General features: G+C 69.5%; 19 protein-coding genes, 1 tRNA gene and 1 pseudogene. 12 read left to right on the top strand and 9 right to left on the bottom strand.

Translation table 11 applies throughout. From position 1 onward, the window contains the following. The first annotated feature begins 45 nt into the window (after positions 1-45). Genes FF096_RS06165 through FF096_RS06140 form a run of 6 tightly spaced genes read left to right on the top strand, consistent with a single transcriptional unit; the run spans position 46 to position 5,261 of the window. Positions 46-1,062, top strand: coding sequence for an ABC transporter substrate-binding protein (locus FF096_RS06165; RefSeq protein ID WP_155215466.1), 1,017 nt, complete (start codon positions 46-48; stop codon positions 1,060-1,062). Beyond that, complete coding sequence (locus FF096_RS06160) at positions 1,059-1,895, top strand: ABC transporter ATP-binding protein (RefSeq protein WP_309222782.1); 837 nt, start codon at positions 1,059-1,061, stop codon at positions 1,893-1,895. The genes FF096_RS06165 and FF096_RS06160 overlap by 4 nt, the downstream gene beginning before the upstream one ends. Next, the gene (locus FF096_RS06155; RefSeq protein WP_155215465.1) at positions 1,888-2,736 is read left to right on the top strand and encodes an ABC transporter permease; all 849 of its coding nucleotides are present in this window, start codon (positions 1,888-1,890) and stop codon (positions 2,734-2,736) included. Before FF096_RS06160 ends, FF096_RS06155 begins: the two co-directional genes overlap by 8 nt. Positions 2,737-2,764: 28 nt before the next feature. Continuing rightward, positions 2,765-4,099: an LLM class flavin-dependent oxidoreductase gene (locus FF096_RS06150; protein WP_155215464.1), complete on the top strand. Its 1,335-nt coding sequence runs from the start codon at positions 2,765-2,767 to the stop codon at positions 4,097-4,099. Beyond that, positions 4,096-4,659: a flavin reductase family protein gene (locus FF096_RS06145; RefSeq protein WP_155215463.1), complete on the top strand. Its 564-nt coding sequence runs from the start codon at positions 4,096-4,098 to the stop codon at positions 4,657-4,659. Before FF096_RS06150 ends, FF096_RS06145 begins: the two co-directional genes overlap by 4 nt. Continuing rightward, on the top strand, positions 4,656-5,261 hold the full coding sequence (locus tag FF096_RS06140) for a malonic semialdehyde reductase (protein WP_309222781.1): 606 nt from the start codon (positions 4,656-4,658) through the stop codon (positions 5,259-5,261). The genes FF096_RS06145 and FF096_RS06140 overlap by 4 nt, the downstream gene beginning before the upstream one ends. A gap of 21 nt (positions 5,262-5,282) precedes the next feature. Here FF096_RS06140 and FF096_RS06135 read toward each other — a convergent pair whose 3' ends face one another. Next, positions 5,283-5,738 (bottom strand): Rrf2 family transcriptional regulator, encoded by a 456-nt coding sequence (locus tag FF096_RS06135; protein WP_309222780.1) that lies wholly within the window; start codon positions 5,736-5,738, stop codon positions 5,283-5,285. Positions 5,739-5,820: 82 nt separating this feature from the next. After that, the gene (locus tag FF096_RS06130) at positions 5,821-6,720 is read right to left on the bottom strand and encodes an AraC family transcriptional regulator (RefSeq protein WP_155215462.1); all 900 of its coding nucleotides are present in this window, start codon (positions 6,718-6,720) and stop codon (positions 5,821-5,823) included. Positions 6,721-6,994: 274 nt separating this feature from the next. Here FF096_RS06130 and FF096_RS06125 point away from each other — a divergent pair, with 274 nt between their 5' ends. Beyond that, positions 6,995-7,771, top strand: a complete 777-nt coding sequence (locus FF096_RS06125) for a glucose 1-dehydrogenase (protein ID WP_155215461.1) — start codon at positions 6,995-6,997, stop codon at positions 7,769-7,771. Positions 7,772-7,874: 103 nt separating this feature from the next. Here FF096_RS06125 and FF096_RS06120 read toward each other — a convergent pair whose 3' ends face one another. Further along, positions 7,875-8,306, bottom strand: coding sequence for an SsgA family sporulation/cell division regulator (locus FF096_RS06120; RefSeq protein ID WP_007457244.1), 432 nt, complete (start codon positions 8,304-8,306; stop codon positions 7,875-7,877). Positions 8,307-8,671: 365 nt separating this feature from the next. Between FF096_RS06120 and FF096_RS06115 the strand changes: the two genes are divergently transcribed. Both FF096_RS06115 and FF096_RS06110 read left to right on the top strand, forming a co-directional pair. Continuing rightward, a complete protein-coding gene (locus tag FF096_RS06115) occupies positions 8,672-9,280 on the top strand; it encodes a TIGR02611 family protein (RefSeq protein ID WP_375335298.1) in 609 nt (202 codons plus the stop codon). A 50-nt stretch (positions 9,281-9,330) separates the two neighbouring features. Then, a tRNA-Val gene (locus FF096_RS06110) sits at positions 9,331-9,402 on the top strand. Positions 9,403-9,477: 75 nt separating this feature from the next. Here FF096_RS06110 and FF096_RS06105 read toward each other — a convergent pair. Further along, positions 9,478-9,738 (bottom strand): annotated as a pseudogene (locus FF096_RS06105) (tyrosine-type recombinase/integrase); the annotation flags it as partial. Positions 9,739-9,742: 4 nt separating this feature from the next. Beyond that, positions 9,743-10,822 carry a helix-turn-helix domain-containing protein gene (locus FF096_RS06100; RefSeq protein WP_155215459.1) on the bottom strand — a complete coding sequence of 360 codons (1,080 nt, stop codon included), beginning with the start codon at positions 10,820-10,822 and terminating at the stop codon, positions 9,743-9,745. 256 nt (positions 10,823-11,078) lie between these two features. On the opposite strand from FF096_RS06100, the gene FF096_RS06095 reads away from it, so the two are divergent. After that, positions 11,079-12,269, top strand: coding sequence for a helix-turn-helix domain-containing protein (locus tag FF096_RS06095; protein WP_309222779.1), 1,191 nt, complete (start codon positions 11,079-11,081; stop codon positions 12,267-12,269). 567 nt (positions 12,270-12,836) lie between these two features. Here the strand turns inward: FF096_RS06095 and FF096_RS06090 are convergent. Together FF096_RS06090 and FF096_RS06085 are read right to left on the bottom strand one after the other, a co-directional pair. Further along, the gene (locus FF096_RS06090; RefSeq protein ID WP_155215458.1) at positions 12,837-14,015 is read right to left on the bottom strand and encodes a polysaccharide deacetylase family protein; all 1,179 of its coding nucleotides are present in this window, start codon (positions 14,013-14,015) and stop codon (positions 12,837-12,839) included. Positions 14,016-14,264: 249 nt separating this feature from the next. Further along, positions 14,265-14,738, bottom strand: a complete 474-nt coding sequence (locus tag FF096_RS06085) for a hypothetical protein (protein ID WP_155215457.1) — start codon at positions 14,736-14,738, stop codon at positions 14,265-14,267. 273 nt (positions 14,739-15,011) lie between these two features. On the opposite strand from FF096_RS06085, the gene FF096_RS06080 reads away from it, so the two are divergent. Both FF096_RS06080 and FF096_RS06075 read left to right on the top strand, forming a co-directional pair. Beyond that, on the top strand, positions 15,012-17,345 hold the full coding sequence (locus FF096_RS06080; RefSeq protein WP_309222778.1) for an MMPL family transporter: 2,334 nt from the start codon (positions 15,012-15,014) through the stop codon (positions 17,343-17,345). Between the two features lie 236 nt (positions 17,346-17,581). Beyond that, the gene (locus tag FF096_RS06075; protein WP_309222777.1) at positions 17,582-18,406 is read left to right on the top strand and encodes an SDR family NAD(P)-dependent oxidoreductase; all 825 of its coding nucleotides are present in this window, start codon (positions 17,582-17,584) and stop codon (positions 18,404-18,406) included. A 48-nt stretch (positions 18,407-18,454) separates the two neighbouring features. Here FF096_RS06075 and FF096_RS06070 read toward each other — a convergent pair whose 3' ends face one another. Both FF096_RS06070 and FF096_RS06065 read right to left on the bottom strand, forming a co-directional pair. Then, positions 18,455-19,150, bottom strand: coding sequence for a proteasome protein (locus FF096_RS06070; RefSeq protein ID WP_155215455.1), 696 nt, complete (start codon positions 19,148-19,150; stop codon positions 18,455-18,457). A gap of 134 nt (positions 19,151-19,284) precedes the next feature. Continuing rightward, positions 19,285-20,127, bottom strand: coding sequence for a trans-aconitate 2-methyltransferase (locus FF096_RS06065; protein WP_155215454.1), 843 nt, complete (start codon positions 20,125-20,127; stop codon positions 19,285-19,287). Between the last annotated feature and the right edge of the window lie 79 nt (positions 20,128-20,206).

Here is a 20,206-nt window from a genome sequence, read left to right as displayed (position 1 = left end):
CCCGGGACTCGCACCACCGCAACGTGGACAGATCAGGAGACCCTCATGTCCCCACCCCGTCGCACCCTCGCCGCCGTCACCGCGTTGGCCCTCCTGGCCACCACCGTCGCCTGCGGCGCCGACGGTGGCACCGAGCAGACCAAGGAACTGCGCTACCAGGGCTCCGTCGGGCAGGTGACCCTGCCCGAACTCGCCGCCGACCTCGGCTACCTCGGTGACGTCAAACTCACCTGGATCGGCAACGTCACCGGCGGCCCGCAGGACATCCAGGCCACCGCCACCGGGCAGAGCGACTTCGGTGGCGCGTTCAACGGCGCGATCGTCAAACTCGCCGCCGCGAACGCCCCGATCACCGCCGTCGTCAGCTACTACGGCTCCGACGCGGAAACCTTCCAGGGCTACTACGTGCTCGACGACAGCCCGATCCACGGCCCCCGGGACCTGATCGGCAAACGGGTCGGCATGAACACCCTCGGTGCCCACGCCGAGGCGGTGCTGAAGACCTGGCTCGCCCGGGGTGGACTCGACGACCGGGAGATCGCACAGGTCGAGCTCGTCGCCCTACCTCCGGTCAACACCGAACAGTCGCTGCGCCAGAAGCAGATCGACGTGGCCGTCCTCGGTGGCGTGATCCGCGACAAGGCCGTCGCGGCCGGTGGGATCCGGACGGTCTTCACCGACTACGAACTGCTCGGGGCGTTCAGCGCCGGAGCGTACGTCTTCCGGGACGACTTCATCCGACGTAACCCGCAGACGGTACGGACCTTCGTGACCGGCGTCGGCAAGGCCATCGAGTGGGCCCGCACCGAACCCCGGGAAACGGTGCTGGCCCGGCTGACGTCCATCATCGACCGGCGCGGCCGAAACGAGGACACCTCGCTGGTGGCGTACTGGAAGAGCACCGGAGTCGCCGGCACCGGCGGGGTCATCGCCGAGCAGGAGTTCGCCACCTGGATCGACTGGCTGGCCGACGAGGGTGAACTCGACGGCGCGAAACCCAGCCCGGGAGACATCTACACCAACGAGTTCAACCCCTACGCGTCCGCCGGCGGTGCGCCGTGAGCGGGGACAAGGTCCGCTTCGACCGGGTGAGCAAGACCTTCGAGACCCGCACCGGCCGGCGTACCACCGCGGTCACCGCGCTGGACCGGCTCACCCTCGGCGTACGCCCCGGGGAGTTCCTGGTCGTCGTGGGCCCCAGCGGATGCGGCAAGTCCACCCTGCTCGACCTGGTCGGCGGGCTCTCCAAACCGACCGCCGGGCAGGTGCTGGTCGACGGCCGACCGGTGACCGGCCCCGGCCTCGACCGGGGCATCGTCTTCCAGCAGTACGCCCTCCTGCCGTGGCGCACCGCTGCGGGCAACGTCGCGTTCGGGCTGGAGGCCAAGGGGGTGCCCGCCGCCGACCGGGCCGACCTCGTCGCACGGCACCTGGACCTGGTCGGGCTCGGCGCCTTCGCCGGCCACTACCCGCACCAGCTCTCCGGTGGCATGAAACAGCGGGTGGCCATCGCCCGCAGCCTCGCCTACGACCCGGACATCCTGCTGATGGACGAGCCCTTCGCCGCCCTCGACGCGCAGACCCGCGACTCGCTTCAGGACGAACTCGTCCGGATCTGGGAGCGCACCGGCAAGACCGTCATCTTCATCACCCACGCCATCGACGAGGCGGTGTACCTGGGCCAACGGGTCGCCGTGATGACCTCCCGCCCCGGTCGGATCAAGGAGGTCATCGACGTGGAACTGGGCGACCGGGACGCGGCCGAGGACGTCCGCTCCTCCGACGCCTTTCGGCACCACCGCCACCAGATCTGGACCCTGCTGCGCGACGAGGTACGCGCGGCGCAGGCCGCCGAGCGCCCGACGCTCCGACGACAGGAGGCCCCCGTTGGTTGACCTCGCCGAACGACCCACCCGACTGGCGGCTCCGGTCACCGCCGCGCCCGCGAACCCCGGCTGGCCGGGCCGGCTGCTGGGGTACGCGGGCCGACTCGCCCACCGCAGCGTCGCGGTGCTGGCCCTGGCCGCCGTCTGGGAACTCGCGCCCCGGGCCGGGCTCGTGGACCGGGTGTTCCTGCCACCGCTGTCGGAGGTGCTGGTGACCTGGTTCGAGCTGCTGCGCAACGGTCAACTCGCCGAACACGTCGCGGCCAGCCTGACCCGGTCGGTGGCCGGGCTCGCGCTGGCCGTCGTCCTGGCCATCCCGCTCGGCCTGCTCATCGGCTGGTACCGGCCGCTGGCGGACCTGCTCAGCCCGTTGCTCGAGGTGTTCCGCAACACGGCGGCCCTGGCACTGTTGCCGGTCTTCGTGCTCATCCTCGGCCTGGGGGAGACGTCGAAGATCGCCCTGGTGCTCTACGCCTGCTCGTGGCCAATCCTGCTGAACACCATCGCCGGGGTGAAGGGCGTGGACCCGCTGCTGGTGCGTTCGGCCCGTTCGATGGGCCTGAACCACCTGCGACTGTTCCAGAAGGTGATCCTGCCGGCGGCGGTGCCGACCATCTTCACCGGTGTCCGGCTGGCCGGCGCCTACTCGATCCTGGTGCTCGTCGCCGCCGAGATGGTCGGCGCCAAAGCCGGCCTCGGCTACCTCATCAACTACGCGCAGTACAACTTCGCCATCACCGACATGTACTCCGGGATCATCACGATCTCCGCCATCGGCCTACTGGTCAACCAGCTCCTCGTCGCCGGGGAACGTCGCTTCTCCACCTGGCGAGTCGACGTCACGGCCTGAGCCGACCTCACGTCGGAAAGGACCTCTCATGCCCCGAACCCTGCACCTCAACGCCTTCCTGATGGGAGTCGGCCACCACGAGGCCGCCTGGCGGCACCCCCGCACCGAACCGCAGCGGGTGGCCGACGTACGCCACTTCGTCGAGCTGGCCCGGACCGCCGAGCGTGGCACCCTCGACTCCGTCTTCCTCGCCGACGGTCTCGCCGTCGGGCCGAACGTGCGGCACAACATCCAAGCCGTCTTCGAGCCGCTGACCCTGCTCGCCGCGCTGGCGACCGCGACCGACCACATCGGTCTGATCGCCACCGTGTCCACCACCTACAACGAGCCGTTCAACGTCGCCCGCAAGTTCGCCTCGCTGGACCACCTCAGCGGGGGACGGGCCGGTTGGAACATCGTCACCTCGGCCCAGCCCCGGGAGGCGTGGAACTTCAGCCTCGCCGAGCACCCGGCACACGCCGACCGGTACCGGCGGGCCGCCGAGTTCGTCGACGTGGCGATCAAGCTCTGGGACAGCTGGGAGGACGACGCTCTCGTGCTGGACGCCGCGGCGGGCGTCTTCGCCGACACCGACCGGGTGCACGAGATCGCCCACACCGGGGAGACGTTCGCCGTACGCGGGCCGTTGAACACCCCACGACCGCCGCAGGGCCGGCCCCTGCTGGTCCAGGCCGGCTCCTCCGCCGACGGGATCGCCTTCGCCGCCCGGTACGCCGAGGCCGTCTTCACCGCGCAGCAGACCCTCGCCGACGGGCAGGCGTTCTACGCCCGACTCAAGCAGGCCACGACCGCCGCCGGTCGGGACGCCGACCTGGTCAAGGTGCTGCCCGGGATCGCACCGGTCATCGGCGGCACGGAGGCGGAGGCGCGGGCGCTGGCCGACGAACTGGAGGCGTTGATCGTGCCCGAGCACGCCATCGCCCAGCTCTCCGCGATGACCGGCGTCGACCTCAGCGGCCTGCCGCTGGACGGGCCGCTGCCCGACCTGCCCGACGCGTCCGCAGTCCAGGCCCACCAGAGTCGCTACCAGCTCGTGGTCGACCTGGCCAGAAGGGAGAAACTGACCGTGCGTCAACTGATCGGTCGGCTCGGCGGCGGCCGAGGACACCGGGTGGTGGCGGGCACCCCGGAACAGATCGCCGACGAGATCGAGCTGTGGTTCACCGAGGGGGCGGCCGACGGCTTCAACGTGATGCCACCGCTGCTGCCCAGCGGGCTGGAGGCGTTCGTCGACCACGTGGTGCCACTGCTGCGCGCCCGTGGCCTGTTCCGGCACGAGTACACCGGCCGGACACTGCGCGAGCACTACGGCCTGCCCCGGCCGGCCAGCCGGTACGCCGAACGTGAGTTGGTGACGGCATGACCACCGTGGCCCAGCCCCACGCCGAGCAGTTGCGGCCGGTGGACCCGGACCTGTTCCGTACGCTGCTGCGCCAGCAGGCCAGCACCGTCACCGTGGTGACCGCCGTGGCCCGGGGCACCCGCCCGGCCTGCCTCGGCGACCTCGGTGAGCCGCTGCGGGCCGGATTCACCGCCACGTCGTTCACGTCGGTGTCGCTCGACCCGCCGCTGGTGTCGTTCTGCCTCGACGTCTCCTCGTCGAGCTGGCCGGTGCTGGCCCGCGCCGAGCACGTAGCGGTGCACCTGCTCGCGGCCAACCAGACCGAGGCCGCCCGGGTCTTCGCCACCAGCGGCATCGACCGGTTCGCCGCGTACCCGGGGTGGACCTCCGGCCCGTTCGGCGTGCCGCTGCTGAGCGGGGTGCTGGCCCGGCTGCTCTGCCGGGTGACGCACCGGGTGCCGGCCGGCGACCACAGTGTGGTGATCGCCGAGCCGCTCGCCCTCGGTGAAGGAGTGGACGGTGCGCCGCTGATCCACCACCGTGGCGGCTTCACCACCACGCTGGGTACGGTGACCGCGTGACCACCGCAGTCGACCTGTTCACGCTGGACCGGGCCGGTCAGGACCTGCTGTTCCGGGCGGCCCGGACAGCCAACACCTTCGCCGACGAACCGGTCACCGACGCCCAGATCGCGGCGATCCACGATCTGGTGCGGTACGGCCCGACCGCGTTCAACGGCCAACCCCTGCGGATGCTGCTGCTGCGCTCGGCGGCGGCCCGGGCGCGCCTGGTGCCGTACCTGTCGGAGGGCAACCGGGCCAAGACCGTCGCCGCGCCACTGACCGCGGTGCTCGCCGCCGACGTGGATTTCCACCAGCGGCTGCCGGAGCTGTTCCCGCACCGCCCGCAGGCCCGGGAGTGGCTCGCGGATCCGGTGGACCGTGCCGCGCAGGCGCGGTTGAACGCCACCCTCCAGATCGGCTACCTGCTGGTCGGGGTCCGCGCCGCCGGGTTGGCCGCAGGCCCGATGGCCGGGTTCGACACCGACGGTGTGCGGCGTGAGTTCTTCCCCGACGGTCGGCACGAGGTGCTCCTGTTGATGAACCTCGGCCGACCCGGCCCCGAGGAACCGCCGCAGCGGTTGCCGCGCCTGTCGACCGACGAGGTGGTCCAGGTGCTCTGACCGGCCGGAATGGGCACCGGCTCAGCGGGGCTCCCAGGCGTCCGGCAGCGTGGTCAGGCGCCGCACATGGGCGGGGAGCCGGCCGTCCACCAGGTCGGCCAGGCTCACCTCGTCGACCACCCGGCGCAGGGCGGCACGGACCGCGACCCAGAACTGCGGCAGGTTCGCGGCGGCCCCTTCGTACTGTGTCTCCTCCGGTCGCATGCCACGGACGCCGGCCAGCGGGCCCTCTGCCGCACGCAGCACCGCGCCGACGGTCACCTCCCGGGGCGGTCGGGCCAGGGCGTAACCGCCCTCCGCGCCCCGCTGAGCCCGGATGATGCCGGCCCGGCGCAGGTCGGCGAGGACGGCCTCGAGGAACTTGCGGGGCATGTCCTGCTCCGCGGAGATGGTCTGAGTGGACAGCAGCGACGGGTACGCGGCGGCGAGGCTCAGTGCCGCCCGTACCGCGTAGTCGCCACGCGCGGAGATCTGCACCCCGCCATCATGCCCAATGCCCGGCGGCCCGGCCGCACGCGTTGGGCCTAACCGCCCTGGCGGACTGCTCGCCGTGGCGCTGTCACGCCCGACGGACGTCGAAGCGCGCGTCCACCGGCAGACGCGGGCGCACCATCGGTGCCGGCGCTGGCCGCTCGCGGGCGGCCCGGAACGCGCCCGGGCTCATGCCGACCTCGCGGGTGAAGAACCGGCCGAAGTTGGTCGGCTCGGTGAAGCCGAGCTGCCGGCCGATCCGGGCGATCGGCTCGTCGGTGGCCGCCAGCAACCGGCTGGCCTGGAGCGCGACCCGCTCGTCCACCACCTGCTTGGCGCTGTGCCCGGTGACCGCCAGGCAGGCCCGGGTGAGGGTACGCACCGAACAGCCCAGCCGATCGGCGTAGTCCTCGACCCGGCGGGTGGCCTGGTAGCCGCGCTCCACCTCGCGGCACAGCCGCCGGAAGGTCTCCTCCTCCGGGCGAGCCGACCGCGTGGTGCCGGACGGCAGCATGCTCAACCGCAGCAGCAGCACGCTCAGTTGATGGCGCAACAGGCTGCGGGCGGCCTGGGTGTCCCGGTGTCGGCTGGCGTCCACGGTCAGCTGGCTGACCTCGTTGATGATCGCGTCCTCGTCCTCGCCGGCCAACTGCACCCAACCGGGCATGTGGTCGGCGTCGAGGTCGAGCCCGTGCAGGGCATCCGGGTGCCAGCGGACCACGGTCGCGTCCAACTGGGGCAGCGCACAACGCAGCACCTGACCGGGACGAATGCGCAGCAGCGTGCCGGGACGACACGGCAGGGCACGAAAGTCAACCTCGGCGAGCCCGTGACCACTGGTGGTCAGGACGATCAACTCACGGTCCACCAGGACCGGTCGCCGCCACCCTGGGTCGAGTGCCAGATCACCGAGGGTGGTTGTATCGATATCGATCGGGCTGACGGCAGCATTGGTTGGTGCCGTGGTGCGGTGACCGGAAGGGACCATTACCTGCGACGTTAGCCCGAGCCCGGCCGGAGTGCATCTCTCGCCACCCCCCGATCGTGGGCTGGCGGGCATCGCTCCAGGACGGATGTCGGTTTGCTCCGGCAGGGTTCCCGGGCGGGTTCTCGGGCGGGTTGTTCCGGCGGGGTTGTTCCGGATGCGGCGGGACGATTAGGTTACTGATCGGTAGTGATCTGGTCGTCGTGGCGCCCCGAGCGGTCCGTGGCGGCGGCCCCCGACACCGGCTGCCCCCAGCCGGACACCGCAAGGGGATGGCATGAAGGATCTGTTCTCCGTCGACGGCAAGACCGTCCTGGTCACCGGTGGCTCGCGGGGCATCGGCCTGATGATCGCCCGGGGGTTCGTCGCCGCCGGGGCGCACGTCATCATCTCGTCCCGCAAGGCCGAGGTCTGCGAGGCCGTGGCCAAGGAGTTGGCCGCGCACGGACGCTGCGAGGCGATCCCCGCCGACCTGGGCCGGGACGAGGGGGCGCAGCAGCTGGCCGCCGCCGTCCAGGACCGGGTCGACAAACTCGACGTCCTGGTCAACAACGCCGGGGCCACCTGGGGCGCGCCGTTGGAGAGCTACCCGGAGAGCGCGTTCGACAAGCTGTGGGCGGTGAACGTCAAGGCCGTCTTCCGGCTGACCACCGCACTGCTGCCGACCCTGCGCGCGGCGGCCGCCCCCGACGACCCGGCACGCGTGATCAACATCGGCTCGATCGACGGCATCCGGGTGCCGCTCATGGAGGTGTACGCGTACTCGGCGACCAAGGCGGCGGTGCACATGCTGACCCGCAGCCTGGCCCACCAACTGGCCGGTGAGCAGATCACCGTCAACGCGATCGCCCCCGGGCCCTTCGAGAGCAAGATGATGGCGTTCGCGCTCGAAGACCCCGAATCCCGGGCCGCCATCGAGTCCCACGTGCCGCTGGGCCGCATCGGCCGACCCGAGGACATGGCCGGTGCCGCGATCTACCTCGCGTCACGGGCCGGTGCCTACCTGACCGGCGCGGTCATCCCCGTCGACGGCGGCATCACCACCCACGGCTGACGCCTCCAGCTCCGCTGCTGGCGTCCTGCGCCCGGGGGCGTCGGGTGGGGATAGACGAGGGCCGCGCGAACTCGGCAGATTCGCGCGGCCCGACTTGCGTCTGTCAGCGACCGGCGAGCAGCCGGTTCACTGCGGTGTCGACGTCCAGGTGCTCGGCCTCACGGCCGCGCGGGACGACGACGTAGGTCCGCCGCAGGAAGCGCACCAGCACGCTGCGCGGCACCTCGAACAGGGCGTTGCCGTCCGGCGACGACAGCGCCAGCGCGACGAAATCGCCGCGCGGGGTGGCCCAGGGCCAGACCCGTACGTCCCCGATGCCCGCCGGCTCGTCCAGTCCCGTGACCAGCAGTTCGCGGGCGAAGGACCAGCTCACCGCCTCGCCACCAGCCGATTCGGCATGGAACAGGACGTGGACCGCATACGGGTCAGCAGGGTCGTAGCGCAGACTGGCGCGCACCGGCAAGGCGGTGGCGTCAGGTGCGACGAGCCTTAGCGACGTCTCGACCTCTACGGTCGTCGGTCGGATGACACTCATGAACGTTCTCCCCCCGGCACCGCTGCGGAACGCGCGTGTCCCGCTTTTCCCATACTCAGCCGCTACTCCTGGCTACGCTCCGCCATGCGCTGACTTCACCCAGTGGTGGGAAGGGGTCCGGAAGGGCCTCGTGAATGTGAAAATTCATGTAGGATTTCCGATTCTGCCCAGTGGGATCATCCTGCCCGGCATCGGGTTTGTTGAGTCGTCGACTTACTCCGGTAACGTCCAGTCGGCGGTTGCAGTGACGGGCCCGCGCGACACTGGGGCGTGAAATGGTCGCGGACGACATCCTCAGTGGATGTCGCGACCACCGGACGCCCGTCGAACGTCGCAGTCCACACAGCCGAACAGCGGGGGTGCGGGTGTCGAAGAAGCGGAGGAGCCGGCACGGTCGGTCAGTGATCGATCACGGTCGGACAGGTCGGCGTGGCGGAGCGGCGGTCCGGGTACGAAACGGCCGGGTCTCTCAGGCCGGAAGCCGGGATAGATCAATCGGGAAGGGGCATCGTGGGGAGATGGCCGGGGGTGTGAAGCAAAAGGGGGGTGGTGTCGCCGTGGTCGAGCGGCGCTCGCCGCCTCCGTGGCGGCAGCGCATATCCACCACCCTCGCACTGGTCCGGAGCAATCCCACCGGCCGAATCGCACTCAAGATTATCTTCGGAGTGCTCGGCGCCCTCGTGGTCGCCATCGGCATCGTGCTCATCCCACTGCCCGGCCCCGGCTGGCTGCTGGTGATCGCCGGCCTCGGCATCTGGGCTGTGGAGTTCCACTGGGCCAAGCGCCTGCTCGCCTTCACCCGCCGCCACGTCCACGGCTGGACAGCCTGGGTGAAGCGACAGTCACTCTTCGTACGCATCGTGATCGGCTCGGTCGGCCTGGTCTTCGTCGGCACCGTCGCCCTGATGTCGATCAAGTACAGCCTCGGCATCGACGTGATCGCCCAGGTGTTGCACTACCTCGCGACGCACTGACCCCGGGTTCGCAGTCCGCGCGCCTGATCGGGTAGAGTCATGCGCGCTGAGGGCGATTAGCTCAGCGGGAGAGCGCTTCGTTCACACCGAAGAGGTCACTGGTTCGATCCCAGTATCGCCCACGCAGCTCAGGCCACTTCCCGGCTCCGGGAGGTGGCCTTTCTGCTGCCCGTACAGCAGCTTTGTACAGCAGTTCGTCATTGCGTCAGGGATTCGCCGAGGCGTTTGAGGGCGTCTCTCGTCGCCTGCGACGAAGCCTGCGTGTAGATCTCCATCGTTACGGAGCAGCGGGCGTGCCGGAGGATCTGCATGGCGACCCCTGTGTGGACGTCGAGGTCGGCCAGGAGGGTGGCGCAGGTGCGCCGCGCGTCGTGGACGGTGATCGGCTTCGTTTCGGCCTTGTCGCAGCGGGTCTGCCAGGAGCGTTGGAAGTTGCGCGGCTCGATGGGCGTGCCGTAGGTTTCAGCGCCGCTGGCGGGCGGCCCTTTCGACCTCGCGTAGAACGAGTCCGAGAGTTTGTGAGCGGCGGTCTGCTGGTAGGGCTGTCCAGGCTTGTCGGGCGTAGGCCAGTCCTGCGGTCCGGTCGCCGGCCTTGGCCATCATGAGGGCGCGGTGCAGTTCGATGTGGGTCGCGAAGCGGGTCAGTGACGGCGGTCGGAGTCGGTCGGCATCTGCCTGGGCCTGTTCGCCGGGGCGGACGATGCCGAGTCGGGCGTAGAGCATGGAGCGAAAGGTGGCCATGCGCCAGGCGGGTACGGCGGCGTCGGAGATCTCGTTGTCGGGTGAGGCGGTCTGGTCGAAGACGCGTTGTGCGTCCTGGTCGGCGGCGATGGCTGCGGCGGTGTCGCCGCGGCCTGCGGCGACGTGTGCGCGGGCCATCAGGGCTTGCAGTCGGCCCAGCGAGGGGCGGTCGGACAGGGCGATTGCCTCGTCGGCGTATCGCTGGGCGACGGGTAGGGCAGCGCCTTCGTAGGCCAGGGCGATGGCGGCTCGGCCCCGCACCCAGACTCGGACGGCCAGGTCGTCGGAGCGGTCGGCGGCGATGCGGGCGGTATCGTACCAGCCGATAGCTTCGGTGGGGTCTTTGGTGGTCTTGCCGTAGGTGGTCAACGCGCGGGCGGCGGTGGCCCACATGGTGGGGCTGTCGAGCTGTTGCTGCATGATCACGAGGTCGCTGGCGAGCCTGGTTTGCAGGGATTCCGCGCCGACCTCCATGTAGTCGCGGCCGTACTGGCCGACGCGGTCACGCCAGCGGTCGGCGCTGTCACGGTGGCCAGCCAGCGCGGCGGTGAAGCCGTTACGGATGAGTTCGTTTGCGGCGATCGGGCCGATGGTGGCGGCGGCGAGGAGGTTTCTGCGTCTCACGTCCGCGTCTCCCAACGCTCGCGCGTAGGCGAGCACGATGTCCGGCGTCGCGGTCCGTCGTCCCGCTTCGACGTTGCTCAGGTGCGAGGCCGAGTAGCAGGTACGTGCCGCGATGGAGGCCAGCGTCACGCCAGCCTCAATCCGAGCTTGCCTCAACTGTGCACCGAGGTCATCCATCAGATCCCCTGGGAAAGGTCCTGAAAGCATCGAGGTGCTTCCGAGCGTAGTCGCGCGGTCACCAGAGTAGATCCCACATCGAGCAGGAGCGGAAGCACTGCGGAGGTAGGGATGAGCGACGACGCTGGTAGCACGGGTGACCGAACCCAGGCGGCGGAGCAGGAGGCCGCGAAACAGCGGATTCTGGCGTAGGCCGAAGCAGAGCGGATACCCGTCGAGGAAACGACTCGGGCGATGCCGGATCGGCGGTGGCGTCGTGAACGGTGATTCTCTGCCGATCGGTCGGCGGGTCGCGTACCTGCGGGCCCGGCGAAAGCTGTCGCAGCAGTCGTTCGCGGATCGGTTGGGTAAGTCGAAGAGCTGGGTAGACAAGGTCGAGCGCGGTGCCCGGCGCTTGGAGCGGGTATCGACCATCCGCGACATCGCGACTGTACTGCGAGTCGATGCCGCGACCCTGCTCGGAGGTGATGCTCAGCCGGTCGAGGTAGCCGAGCGCAGCGAGGGTGTGGCGCGGATCCGGGGGGCCCTGTCGACGTACGAGATGGCACTCGGTCGCCCGTCCGGCCACCGCCCGGTGATGGTGCCGGATCGGCTGGCCCGGGAGGTCGAGCACGCGTGGATCACCTACCAGCACGCCCGGTACCCGCACCTGGCTGAGTTGCTGCCGAAGCTGTTGACCGAGGTCCACCGCGCCCACGCCCAAGACCCGGAGGCTAGCCGTCTGGCGCTGGTGGAGGCGTACCGCGTCACGGCGGCGCTGCTGGTCAAGCTGGACGAGACAAGCCTTGCGTGGCTGGCTGCTGATCGGGCGATGTCGGCCGCGACCGGTGACCGGGTGATGCTGGCGTGCGCGGCGGTGCAACTCGGCCAGGTCCTCCGGGCGTTGGGGCGGGCGAGGTCGGTGATGCTGGCCGCCGCCTACCAGATCGCTCCACCTGACCTCGGTGCAGGCGCACCGCAGGAGTTGTCGCTGTGCGGATCGCTGCTCGTGCAAGCGGCCCTGACAGCGGCCGGAGAAGGCAACGATCGCGCGGCCGGTGACTTGCTGGACGAGGCCGCCGAAATGGCTCCCAGGATCGGCGATGGACACGACTATTTCCGGACCGCGTTCGGGCCCACGGCTGTCGAGCTGGCCCGGGTCGCCGCCGCCGTCGAACTGGGTGACGGGTCGGAGGCAATAGCCCGGCACGAGAAGGCGATCCGGCGTGACGGATGGCGGTGGCTGCCGGCCGAGCACCGCGCCGCGCACCTCGTCGACACCGCTCGTGCGTACCTTCACGTAGACGACGCCGCGAACGCGGCCCGGATGCTGATGCAGGCCGACAGCATCGCGTCGGCCGAGGTCCGGCACCGGCCAGCGGTACGGGAGGTGGTCGCCCAGGTCGCCCGCGACCAGCACGCTCCCGCGACGATCGTTCAGCTCGCCATCGGTCTGGGGCTGGTCTGAGCGTGACCGCGCCATTCCTGTCCCTGGCTCAGATCCGCAACCGCCTGATCCTCACCGCCCGGCGAAACCTGCGCGACCAAAGGCGGCAGGAACGCCGGTGCCCCGTGTGTGGAGCGCCAGCGGCGGATTCCGGCCGAGCGCCCGGTGAAGTACAGCAGCGAAGTACAGCAACCGTGCCACCCGCACCCGACCGGAACGAGCGTCAACAGGCCCGATGACCTCGTATCAAGCCCGTTCCGGCCGGTCTGCCGTGAGTTCACACCGAAGAGGTCACTGCTCTTGTCTTCTTGACGACGGACCCGAGTCCGGACGAGACCCAGGACGTCTGCTCTCGCCCCCCGTCCGACGTCAGCGGTACTTCCGCCAGAGGCCGGCAACCGGAGCAGAGCCGGTCGCACTGGCGGCCGGCACCCTTTGGCTGCTTGTCGAAGGTCGTACGACCTTCGGCGCCGACCGGGCGGGCTCGACGTGAGGTCGAGCCCGCCCGGTTTCGGTCCGGTTCTCCGGTGTTGGCCTAGCCGGTCAGGCTGTCGGGCTGGCTGCCGGAGAACAGTGGATCAGCGATGGTCATCGTGCGACGAGGCTGAATCGCTGGTTGGTGCCGCCGTGGCAGTCGTAGAGCTGGATCTGTGCTCCGTTGGCGGTGCTCCAGGCGTCCAGGCAGCGTCCGGACTGGACGCCGCTGATGGTGCCGTTGGAGTTGACGTTCCATTGCTGGTTTGGTTGGCCGTGGCAGGCGTAGATCTGGACGGCGGCGCCGTTTCCGGAGCCTGCTGCGTCGAGGCACATGTTGCCGTAGACCCGTAGTTGTTTGTCTGCCGTGTAGGTCCAGGCCTGGTTGGACTGTCCGTGGCAGTCGTAGAGCTGAACCCGGGTGCCGTTGTTCTGTGAGGCGTTGGGTACGTCGATGCATCGACCCGACTGGCTAGCGACGATCTGGCTGGCGGAGCCGGGCGGAGGCGTGGTCGGCGGCGGGGTGGTCGGCGGCGGCGGGGTGGTGGGCGGAGGAGTGGTAGGCGGCGGAGTGCCGTCCGGGGCCACCGCTCGCCCGGTGCTCGGTGAAATCATGCCCGGGCAGAGGTTGCGGCTGCTCAGGTTTGCCATGATCTGCGGAATCGCGTCGCGGGTGTTCTGAATGCCGTCGTGCATCAGGATCACCTGGCCGTCCTGGAGACGGCTGGCGTTGGAGACGATCTGGCTCACGCTGGCGCCGTTCCAGTCCTGGGAGTCGACGTCCCAGATCACCTGGCGCAGGCCAAGCGACGCGGCGACGGACTGGAGGGTCGAGTTGGTCTGCCCGTAGGGCGGGCGGAACAGCTGCGGCCGGACGCCGGTGGCTGACTGGATCGCGTTGTTGGTCTGGTTGAGGTCCGACTGCATCTGGCTCTGGTTCATCGAGGTCATGTACGAGTGGTTCCAACTGTGGTTGGCCACCCACATGCCCGCGTCGACCTGGGCCCGCGCGGCGGACGGGTTGCTCTGCACGTTCTGCCCGACGTTGAACATGGTCGCCCGTACGCCGTTCGCGCGAAGCACGGACAGCAGTGCGTTGGTACTGCCGGTCGGCCCGTCATCGAAGGTGATGCCGACGTACCCGTTGCAGACGGCGGCGCTGGATGGAGTGGCGGCGACCGCGAGACCGGTGGCCGTCAGCGCCGCGGTGGAGGCGAGCACGGCCAACCGGGCGGTGAGACGCGATTTTCGGGGGGCGGACGGGCGGCGGGAGCCACCGATACTGGCGTACATGTGCAGGTCCTCCTTGGGACGGATGGCACCTGACGACTCATGGCCTTGATTCGACAGGAGTTGATGCCATCGCGATCGGAGTATTGCAACGGCATTTCAAACACGTCAATTACTTCCGGAAGGTTTCCGGAAGGATGGCCGGTCGACCGCGACCGCCCAGGCGCAGGTGCGACATAGGGCTGATGGCGCCGGGTTTATGCCGCTTGTACCCCTGTCGGGATTCGGTCTGGGCTCCCTGAGTTAGCGGTGTCAGTCGTCGTACAGCCCACCCGCGATTGACGCGCGCCGGTACGCATCCGGGAAGGCGGCGATGGCGGCCTGCAGGTCGGTCATGGGGCCGCCGTCGATCGGTGTGCGGGCTGTCAGCAACCGCTCGGTGCCGCGCCAGACCGCTATCGCGTAGTCAGCCTCGGAGGTGCTGCAGAGCAGCCTGCCGGCGGGTGTGCGCAGCTGCAATCCATGACGGCGGGTACGGCGTAGGGCGAAACTCCACGCGCTGGAGGTGCCGGTGAACAGGTAACTGGCGTCGGGATGCGCCAGCAGGGTCGTCACGCCGTTGAGCATGTCCGCGGCGGCGAGGTACACCATCAGCAACCCGCGGGACCCGAGCTGGCGGGAACTGTAGGCTCCACCGTTCCAGCCTAGGCTGACGTGTCCCAACTCGAACCCGGTGACCTGCAGTGGCGCATCATCAACGGGTGCGTCGAACTCCACGACGATCATTCCGTCATGATCACACGCACGGTCACGGACCCAGCTTGCCAATCGTGCCTTCGGCAGACACCCGTCAACCAGGTGGTGGCAGGCGCTGCACAGCCGAGCCGCGATCGTTGTGGCGCACACGATCGCCCCGGTGTGGGTGGTGCCGACCTCCACTGCTTCGGCATGTGGTCACGGTACGGCGGAAAGCAGCAACTTCTCTCTCGGCCCCGGCGGCGTCGAGCGATGGTGACCACGACCGGCCCGGGGTGACTCCTGCCCGGCGGATGTGTGGCCGTGTACCGCGTGCGCGGTATTCGCGCGGCGGCTGCCGCGTCTGCGGCAGTCGGCTACGCCATGGGCTGCACCGCGAAGTGCATCCATCTGCGGGACGACCAGCGGCGCGTCCGGCGACATGATCGGCGGCAGCCAACCATCGAGGAGAAGATGATGAGAACCCAGGCTCCCCGCACGGACGGGGCGCTGGCGGGCCTGGCCCGATTCTGTTACCGGCGCCGCCGCCTGGTCCTGTTGGTCTGGATCGTCGGCGTGATCGCCGTGGGGTTCATCGGCTTCAGCTTCGGAGCCGCCGCCGACAACGACTTCTCCGGCGGAGACTCGCCATCCGCCAGGGCGCAGCAGCTGATCGAGAAACATTTCCCCGAGCAGCGAGGGGACACGCTGACCCTCGCGATCAGGGCAGCAGGGGGAATCGACGAGCCCGCCGCCCGGCAGAAGATCGAGAAGGTCATCGCCGAACTCGCCAGCTCGCCTGTCACCGGGCCGGTGATCTCGCCATATCAGGACCAGAACCTGGTGACGGGCGATCGTCGTGTCGCCCGTACGACCATCCCGCTGAACGACACGGATGTGACCAGAACAGAGGTCAAGCCTCTGGTGGACGCCGTCAAGGCCGCCTCCGATGACGAAGTCGAGCTGGGGCTGGGCGGGTACATGGCGGAGAAGGCCGAGACGCCCCTGCAAGGTGCGGCCGAGAGCGTGGGCCTCCTGGCAGCAGCAGTGATCTTGTTCATCGCGTTCGGATCGCTGGTGGCGATGGGCCTGCCGATCGTGACCGCCCTCCTGGCGATTGTCGGCGGCCTCGCGCTGATGAAACTGGTCGGGCACGTTGTTCCCGCGCCGGATTTCTCTTCGATCTTCGCCGCGATGATCGGGCTCGGCGTCGGTATCGACTACGCGTTGTTCATCGTGACCCGCTACAAGGACGGCCTGCAGGATGGCGATGACCCCGAGAGTGCCACGGTCAACGCCATCACCACCGCCGGTCGCGCGGTGCTGTTCGCCGGTACGACCGTCGTGATCGCCTTGCTGGGCCTGGTCGTCATGGAGCAGCGGCTGATGACCGGGGTGGCCGTCGCCACGTCGGTGATCGTGCTGGTGACGATGGTCGCCGCAGTGACGCTGTTGCCCGCGTTCCTGGGCTTCATCGGTCACAAGATCAACTCACTGCGCCTGCCCCGTCGCACGTCTCGCCGGAGCCGGTCCGCGACTGCCCCGTCCCAGCGGCGCCCTACGCTCGCCGAGCGTTGGGCCGGGGTGGTGCAGCGCAAACCGGTGGTCGCCGCGATCCTGGCCAGCGTGATCTTGCTGGTGCTGGCCGCGCCCACGCTGTCGATGCGGCTGAGCCAGCCCGACGCCAGCGTCCAACCCCGTGACAGGAGCAGCTACATCTCGTACGAGATCCTCGCCGATGGTTTCGGTCCCGGCTACGGAGCACCCCTGATCTTCGTCACCGAGACCGACTCCAGGGACGCCGAACTGCGTCCCGTCGTCGAAGCGATCAGCAACACTGAGGGCGTCGCCTACGTCACGCCACCCCGGGTCAGTACGGACGGGCAGGCCGTCAGCTTCGCCGCCTTCCCCACGACCGGGTACCAGGACGAGAAGACGGCGGACCTGGTGCACGAGCTGCGCGACAACGTGCTGCCCAACGCGCCCGGCGGCCTACAGGTCCACCTCGGCGGACCGAACGCCGGCACCATCGATCTCGCCGAGGAGTCCGGCTCGCGCCTGCCTCTGATGATCGCGGTCGTCATCGCGATCTCCATGCTGCTGCTGATCGCGATGGTCCGGTCCGTCGTCATCGCGCTACAGGCCGCTGTGATGAACCTGCTGTCGATCGGCGCCGCCTACGGGGTGATAGTCGCGGTCGTCCAGTGGGGATGGTTCGGTCCGGCCCTCGGATTCCCCACCGCCATGCCGGTCACGACCTGGGTCCCGATGATGATGTTTCCGGTGCTGTTCGGCCTGTCCATGGACTACCAGGTCTTCCTGACCTCACGGATCCGCGAGGAGTACGAGCGCACCGGAGACACCCGCACGGCCGTTGCTCAGGGGTTGGCGCGGACTGCCAAGGTCATCACGGCTGCGGCCGCCATCATGATCGCCGTCTTCACCACCTCCCTGCTCGGCCCCGACGTCGCGGTCAAGCAGGGCGGACTCGGCATGGCCGTTGCCGTGCTCATCGACGCCACCATCGTCCGGCTGGTCCTCGTCCCTGCGGTGATGGAGATGTGCGGCAAGGCCAACTGGTGGATGCCGGGACGCCGGGCACCGAAAGCGACTCTGGCCGCGCCGACCAGGAGGGTCGCGGAGGAGGCCGGCGTCTGACCCTCTCCAACAACCGCGCAGCCGTACGCCTCATGGAGCGAGCGAACTGACCTGCGTCAGCCACGCCCCGCGCCTCGTCCGCCGCCAGGCAGACCACGACGTACTGGTCGTGCAACTGGCGGCGGATGAACGCGCCCGCGATCCCGCGGGTCGCGCGAGCCGGGCAGAGTCCGGGGACGCCGCGTAGATGGTCGGTCTTCGGGGCATCACGTCTGGTGGTCTGGCAGGCTGGGTGCGTGATTGACCTCGCCGGACAAGTGGTCGTCGTGACTGGTGCCGGGCGCGGCCTGGGCGAGGCTTACGCTCGGCTGCTGGCGGCCAGGGGCGCGCACGTCGCCGTACACGATGGGGGAGTTGACCGCGACGGCAGCGGTAGTGATGCGGGCCCCGCCCAGGCCGTGGCTGGCGCGATAGCCGACGCCGGGGGACGGGCCAGCGTGCATGTGCAGAATCTGGCGACGCGCCATGGTTGCGAGGAACTGATCGCTGAGGTGCTCACCGAGCACGGGCGCATCGACGCGCTGGTCCACAACGCGGGCATCGTCCGCTACCACGGCATCAGCGAAGCGACTGCCGACGAGTACAACGCGACCATGGCCATCAACGCCGACGCGGCATGGTGGCTTTGCTCGGCGGTGTGGCCGCTGATGCGGACCCAGCGCTACGACAGGATCGTCCTGACCACATCGGACTTCGGACTACGTGCCATCGACGGTGCCGACGTCGCCGCGTACAGCGTCAGCAAGGGAGCCCAGTTCGGCCTCATGAACGCTCTCGCCGGGGAAGGCCGGTCATACGGGATTCTGGTGAACGCCATCTGCCCAGTTGCGGCCACCCGCATCTTCCGCCGAACCGTGCAGCCGCAGGAACTCACCCCCGCATCGGTGGCCCCGGGGGTAGCCATGCTTGTCTCCCGCGAGTGCCCCTTCACTGGAAAGGTCCTCAGGGCCGCTGGCGGCGAGTGGAAGATCTACCAGGTCACCGCAGTGCGGCAAGGTGACCTCGGCTCCGATGCGTCACCCGAAGACGTGCTCGCCTGGGCGACCCGCCCTCCTGCGTGAGCAGCCGTGCCACCAGAGCGATCAGCGCGACCCCGACGCCATCCGGCGTCAGTCGAACAGCCGGTCGAGCGCTTCCTGTTCGAGTTCGCGTAGGCGCTGGGCGTCCTTCAGCGCCTTGGCGATCTCCTTCTCGTCGAGGTGGTGGGCGCCCTCCTCGCGGATGGCCGCGACGCTGAACGGCCCGCCGACCGACGGTGACGTCCGATCCAGCGCCTCCAGCACTCGTACGATGCTCACCACGCCGTACTCGACAGACCGTTTGATCATCCGGAAGTGGGACAGCAGCGCACCGGCCTGCTGGGCCATGGGTGCGCCGGAGCCGATGGCGTGGAAGCCCACGTCCTCGTAGCGGCCGATGAGCCCGTTGGGGTTGATCTCCACGATCCACGGCTTGTCCTGGCTGTAGCCGGCTGCGAGCAGGTACGCCGACACCCCGCCGCCGTCGTCCTCGCCGGGCACGTTGGGGATGTACTTCTCGTAGTGCTTCTTGAAGACGGGCAGGACGCGGTCCTGCAACTCGTCGCCGATGTCGGGTGCTTCGAGGATGGCGGTTGCTGAGTCCTCGAGGAGGGGGCGCAGATCGTTGAGTACGCCCCGGGCGCCGCTGCCGCCCCAGGCGGCGTGGGAGCCCAGCGGGTGCAGCTTCCGGGCGGGGAAGCTCAGACCACGGGCGCTGTCGGTGATCTGGGAGTCCGCGCCGATCACCACCCCGTCGCTGCAGACAACGGCGAGTACGACGGTCATGGTTTCCTCCAGGGCAGGGGGTACGGGGGTTGGGCGCGAGGTACCCGACATGCCGCCCGCCTACACCCCGACAGGTGTCGGCCCGCTCACTGCGCCGGGCGAGTGTTCCCTGGGCGCGGCGAGTGGCCGTGCGTTCAGGCGGTGCGGCGGGCGGCCCAGACGGTGCGTTCGGTCCGGACGCTCAGGTCGCTGCGGCGCAGAACGTTGTGCGGGCTGTCGGGGTCGAGTAGTCGGTCGAGCGCGGCGAGGTCCTCCGGGGCGAGGGCGTCGGCGACGCTGTGCCGGATGCGCTGGAGGCTGCGGAGGGCGTAGGCACCGACGGCCGGTTTGGTCGCCGCCTCGATGTTCACGGTGATTCGGCGCTGGGCTTCGACGGTGAATCCAGCGGCGGTGAGCAGCGGTCCCCAGCCGGTGCCCCGATGGGTCAGGTGCCCGGCGTGGACGTGGTCGCTGGCGGCGTGGCAGCGCTCCTCAAGGCCCGGCCGGTCTTCCGGGGCGTTCTCGGGGAGGAACCGCGGGAAGTCGGCCAGTTCCACGACGGCGAACAGCCCGCCTGTGGGCAGCAGGTCGTGGACCGCCCGCAGGGCCTGTTCGGGGTGGGCCATGTGGTGCATCGAGGCAGACGCCCACGCCAGGTCCGGGGTGCCGAGGTCGGGCCAGTCGGGCTCGTCGAGGTCGGTCCGTACGGTGCGGACCCGGGCTGCCGCTCCCCGGGCGTACGCCTTCTCCCGCAGACGGTGAAGGTGTCCGGCCGAGGAGTCGACCGCGGTGACGTGAGCGTCGGGGAAGCGGTCCAGCAGGGCGAAGGTTCCCGCTCCGGTGCCACTGCCGAGGTCCACGATCTGTCGCGGGGGTACGGCGAGGGGGAGCCATGCCGTGATCTCGGCAAGCTGCGCCGCGAGGACGTCAGCGTCGAGGTCGAGGATCTCCGCCTGCCCGGCGTCGTGGTGGTCGGCGTGGTGGGTTGCGTGGGTCATGCCGCGACGTTACGGCGGTCATGCGGCTGCGGCACGATCACTTGCCGACTACGCAAGACGATGGGCGACCAGGATGCCC

It is taken from the genome of Micromonospora sp. CP22 (genome assembly GCF_009712475.1).
In the GTDB taxonomy this organism is placed as follows: Bacteria; Actinomycetota; Actinomycetes; order Mycobacteriales; family Micromonosporaceae; genus Micromonospora.
The sequence above is the reverse complement of the archived record's forward strand: the minus strand, read 5'-3'. Positions and strand labels throughout refer to the sequence as shown.

Excerpts from the sequence above, each read along its gene's own strand:
- FF096_RS06165 (WP_155215466.1), top strand. The coding sequence starts at position 46 with ATGTCCCCACCCCGTCGCACCCTCGCCGCCGTCACCGCGTTGGCCCTC.
- FF096_RS06120 (WP_007457244.1), bottom strand. The coding sequence starts at position 8,306 with ATGAGTGTCATCCGACCGACGACCGTAGAGGTCGAGACGTCGCTAAGG.
- FF096_RS06065 (WP_155215454.1), bottom strand. The coding sequence starts at position 20,127 with ATGACCCACGCAACCCACCACGCCGACCACCACGACGCCGGGCAGGCG.
- FF096_RS06145 (WP_155215463.1), top strand. The coding sequence starts at position 4,096 with ATGACCACCGTGGCCCAGCCCCACGCCGAGCAGTTGCGGCCGGTGGAC.
- FF096_RS06130 (WP_155215462.1), bottom strand. The coding sequence starts at position 6,720 with ATGGTCCCTTCCGGTCACCGCACCACGGCACCAACCAATGCTGCCGTC.
- FF096_RS06085 (WP_155215457.1), bottom strand. The coding sequence starts at position 14,738 with ATGATCGTCGTGGAGTTCGACGCACCCGTTGATGATGCGCCACTGCAG.
- FF096_RS06070 (WP_155215455.1), bottom strand. The coding sequence starts at position 19,150 with ATGACCGTCGTACTCGCCGTTGTCTGCAGCGACGGGGTGGTGATCGGC.
- FF096_RS06090 (WP_155215458.1), bottom strand. The coding sequence starts at position 14,015 with ATGTACGCCAGTATCGGTGGCTCCCGCCGCCCGTCCGCCCCCCGAAAA.
- FF096_RS06125 (WP_155215461.1), top strand. The coding sequence starts at position 6,995 with ATGAAGGATCTGTTCTCCGTCGACGGCAAGACCGTCCTGGTCACCGGT.
- FF096_RS06100 (WP_155215459.1), bottom strand. The coding sequence starts at position 10,822 with ATGGATGACCTCGGTGCACAGTTGAGGCAAGCTCGGATTGAGGCTGGC.
- FF096_RS06150 (WP_155215464.1), top strand. The coding sequence starts at position 2,765 with ATGCCCCGAACCCTGCACCTCAACGCCTTCCTGATGGGAGTCGGCCAC.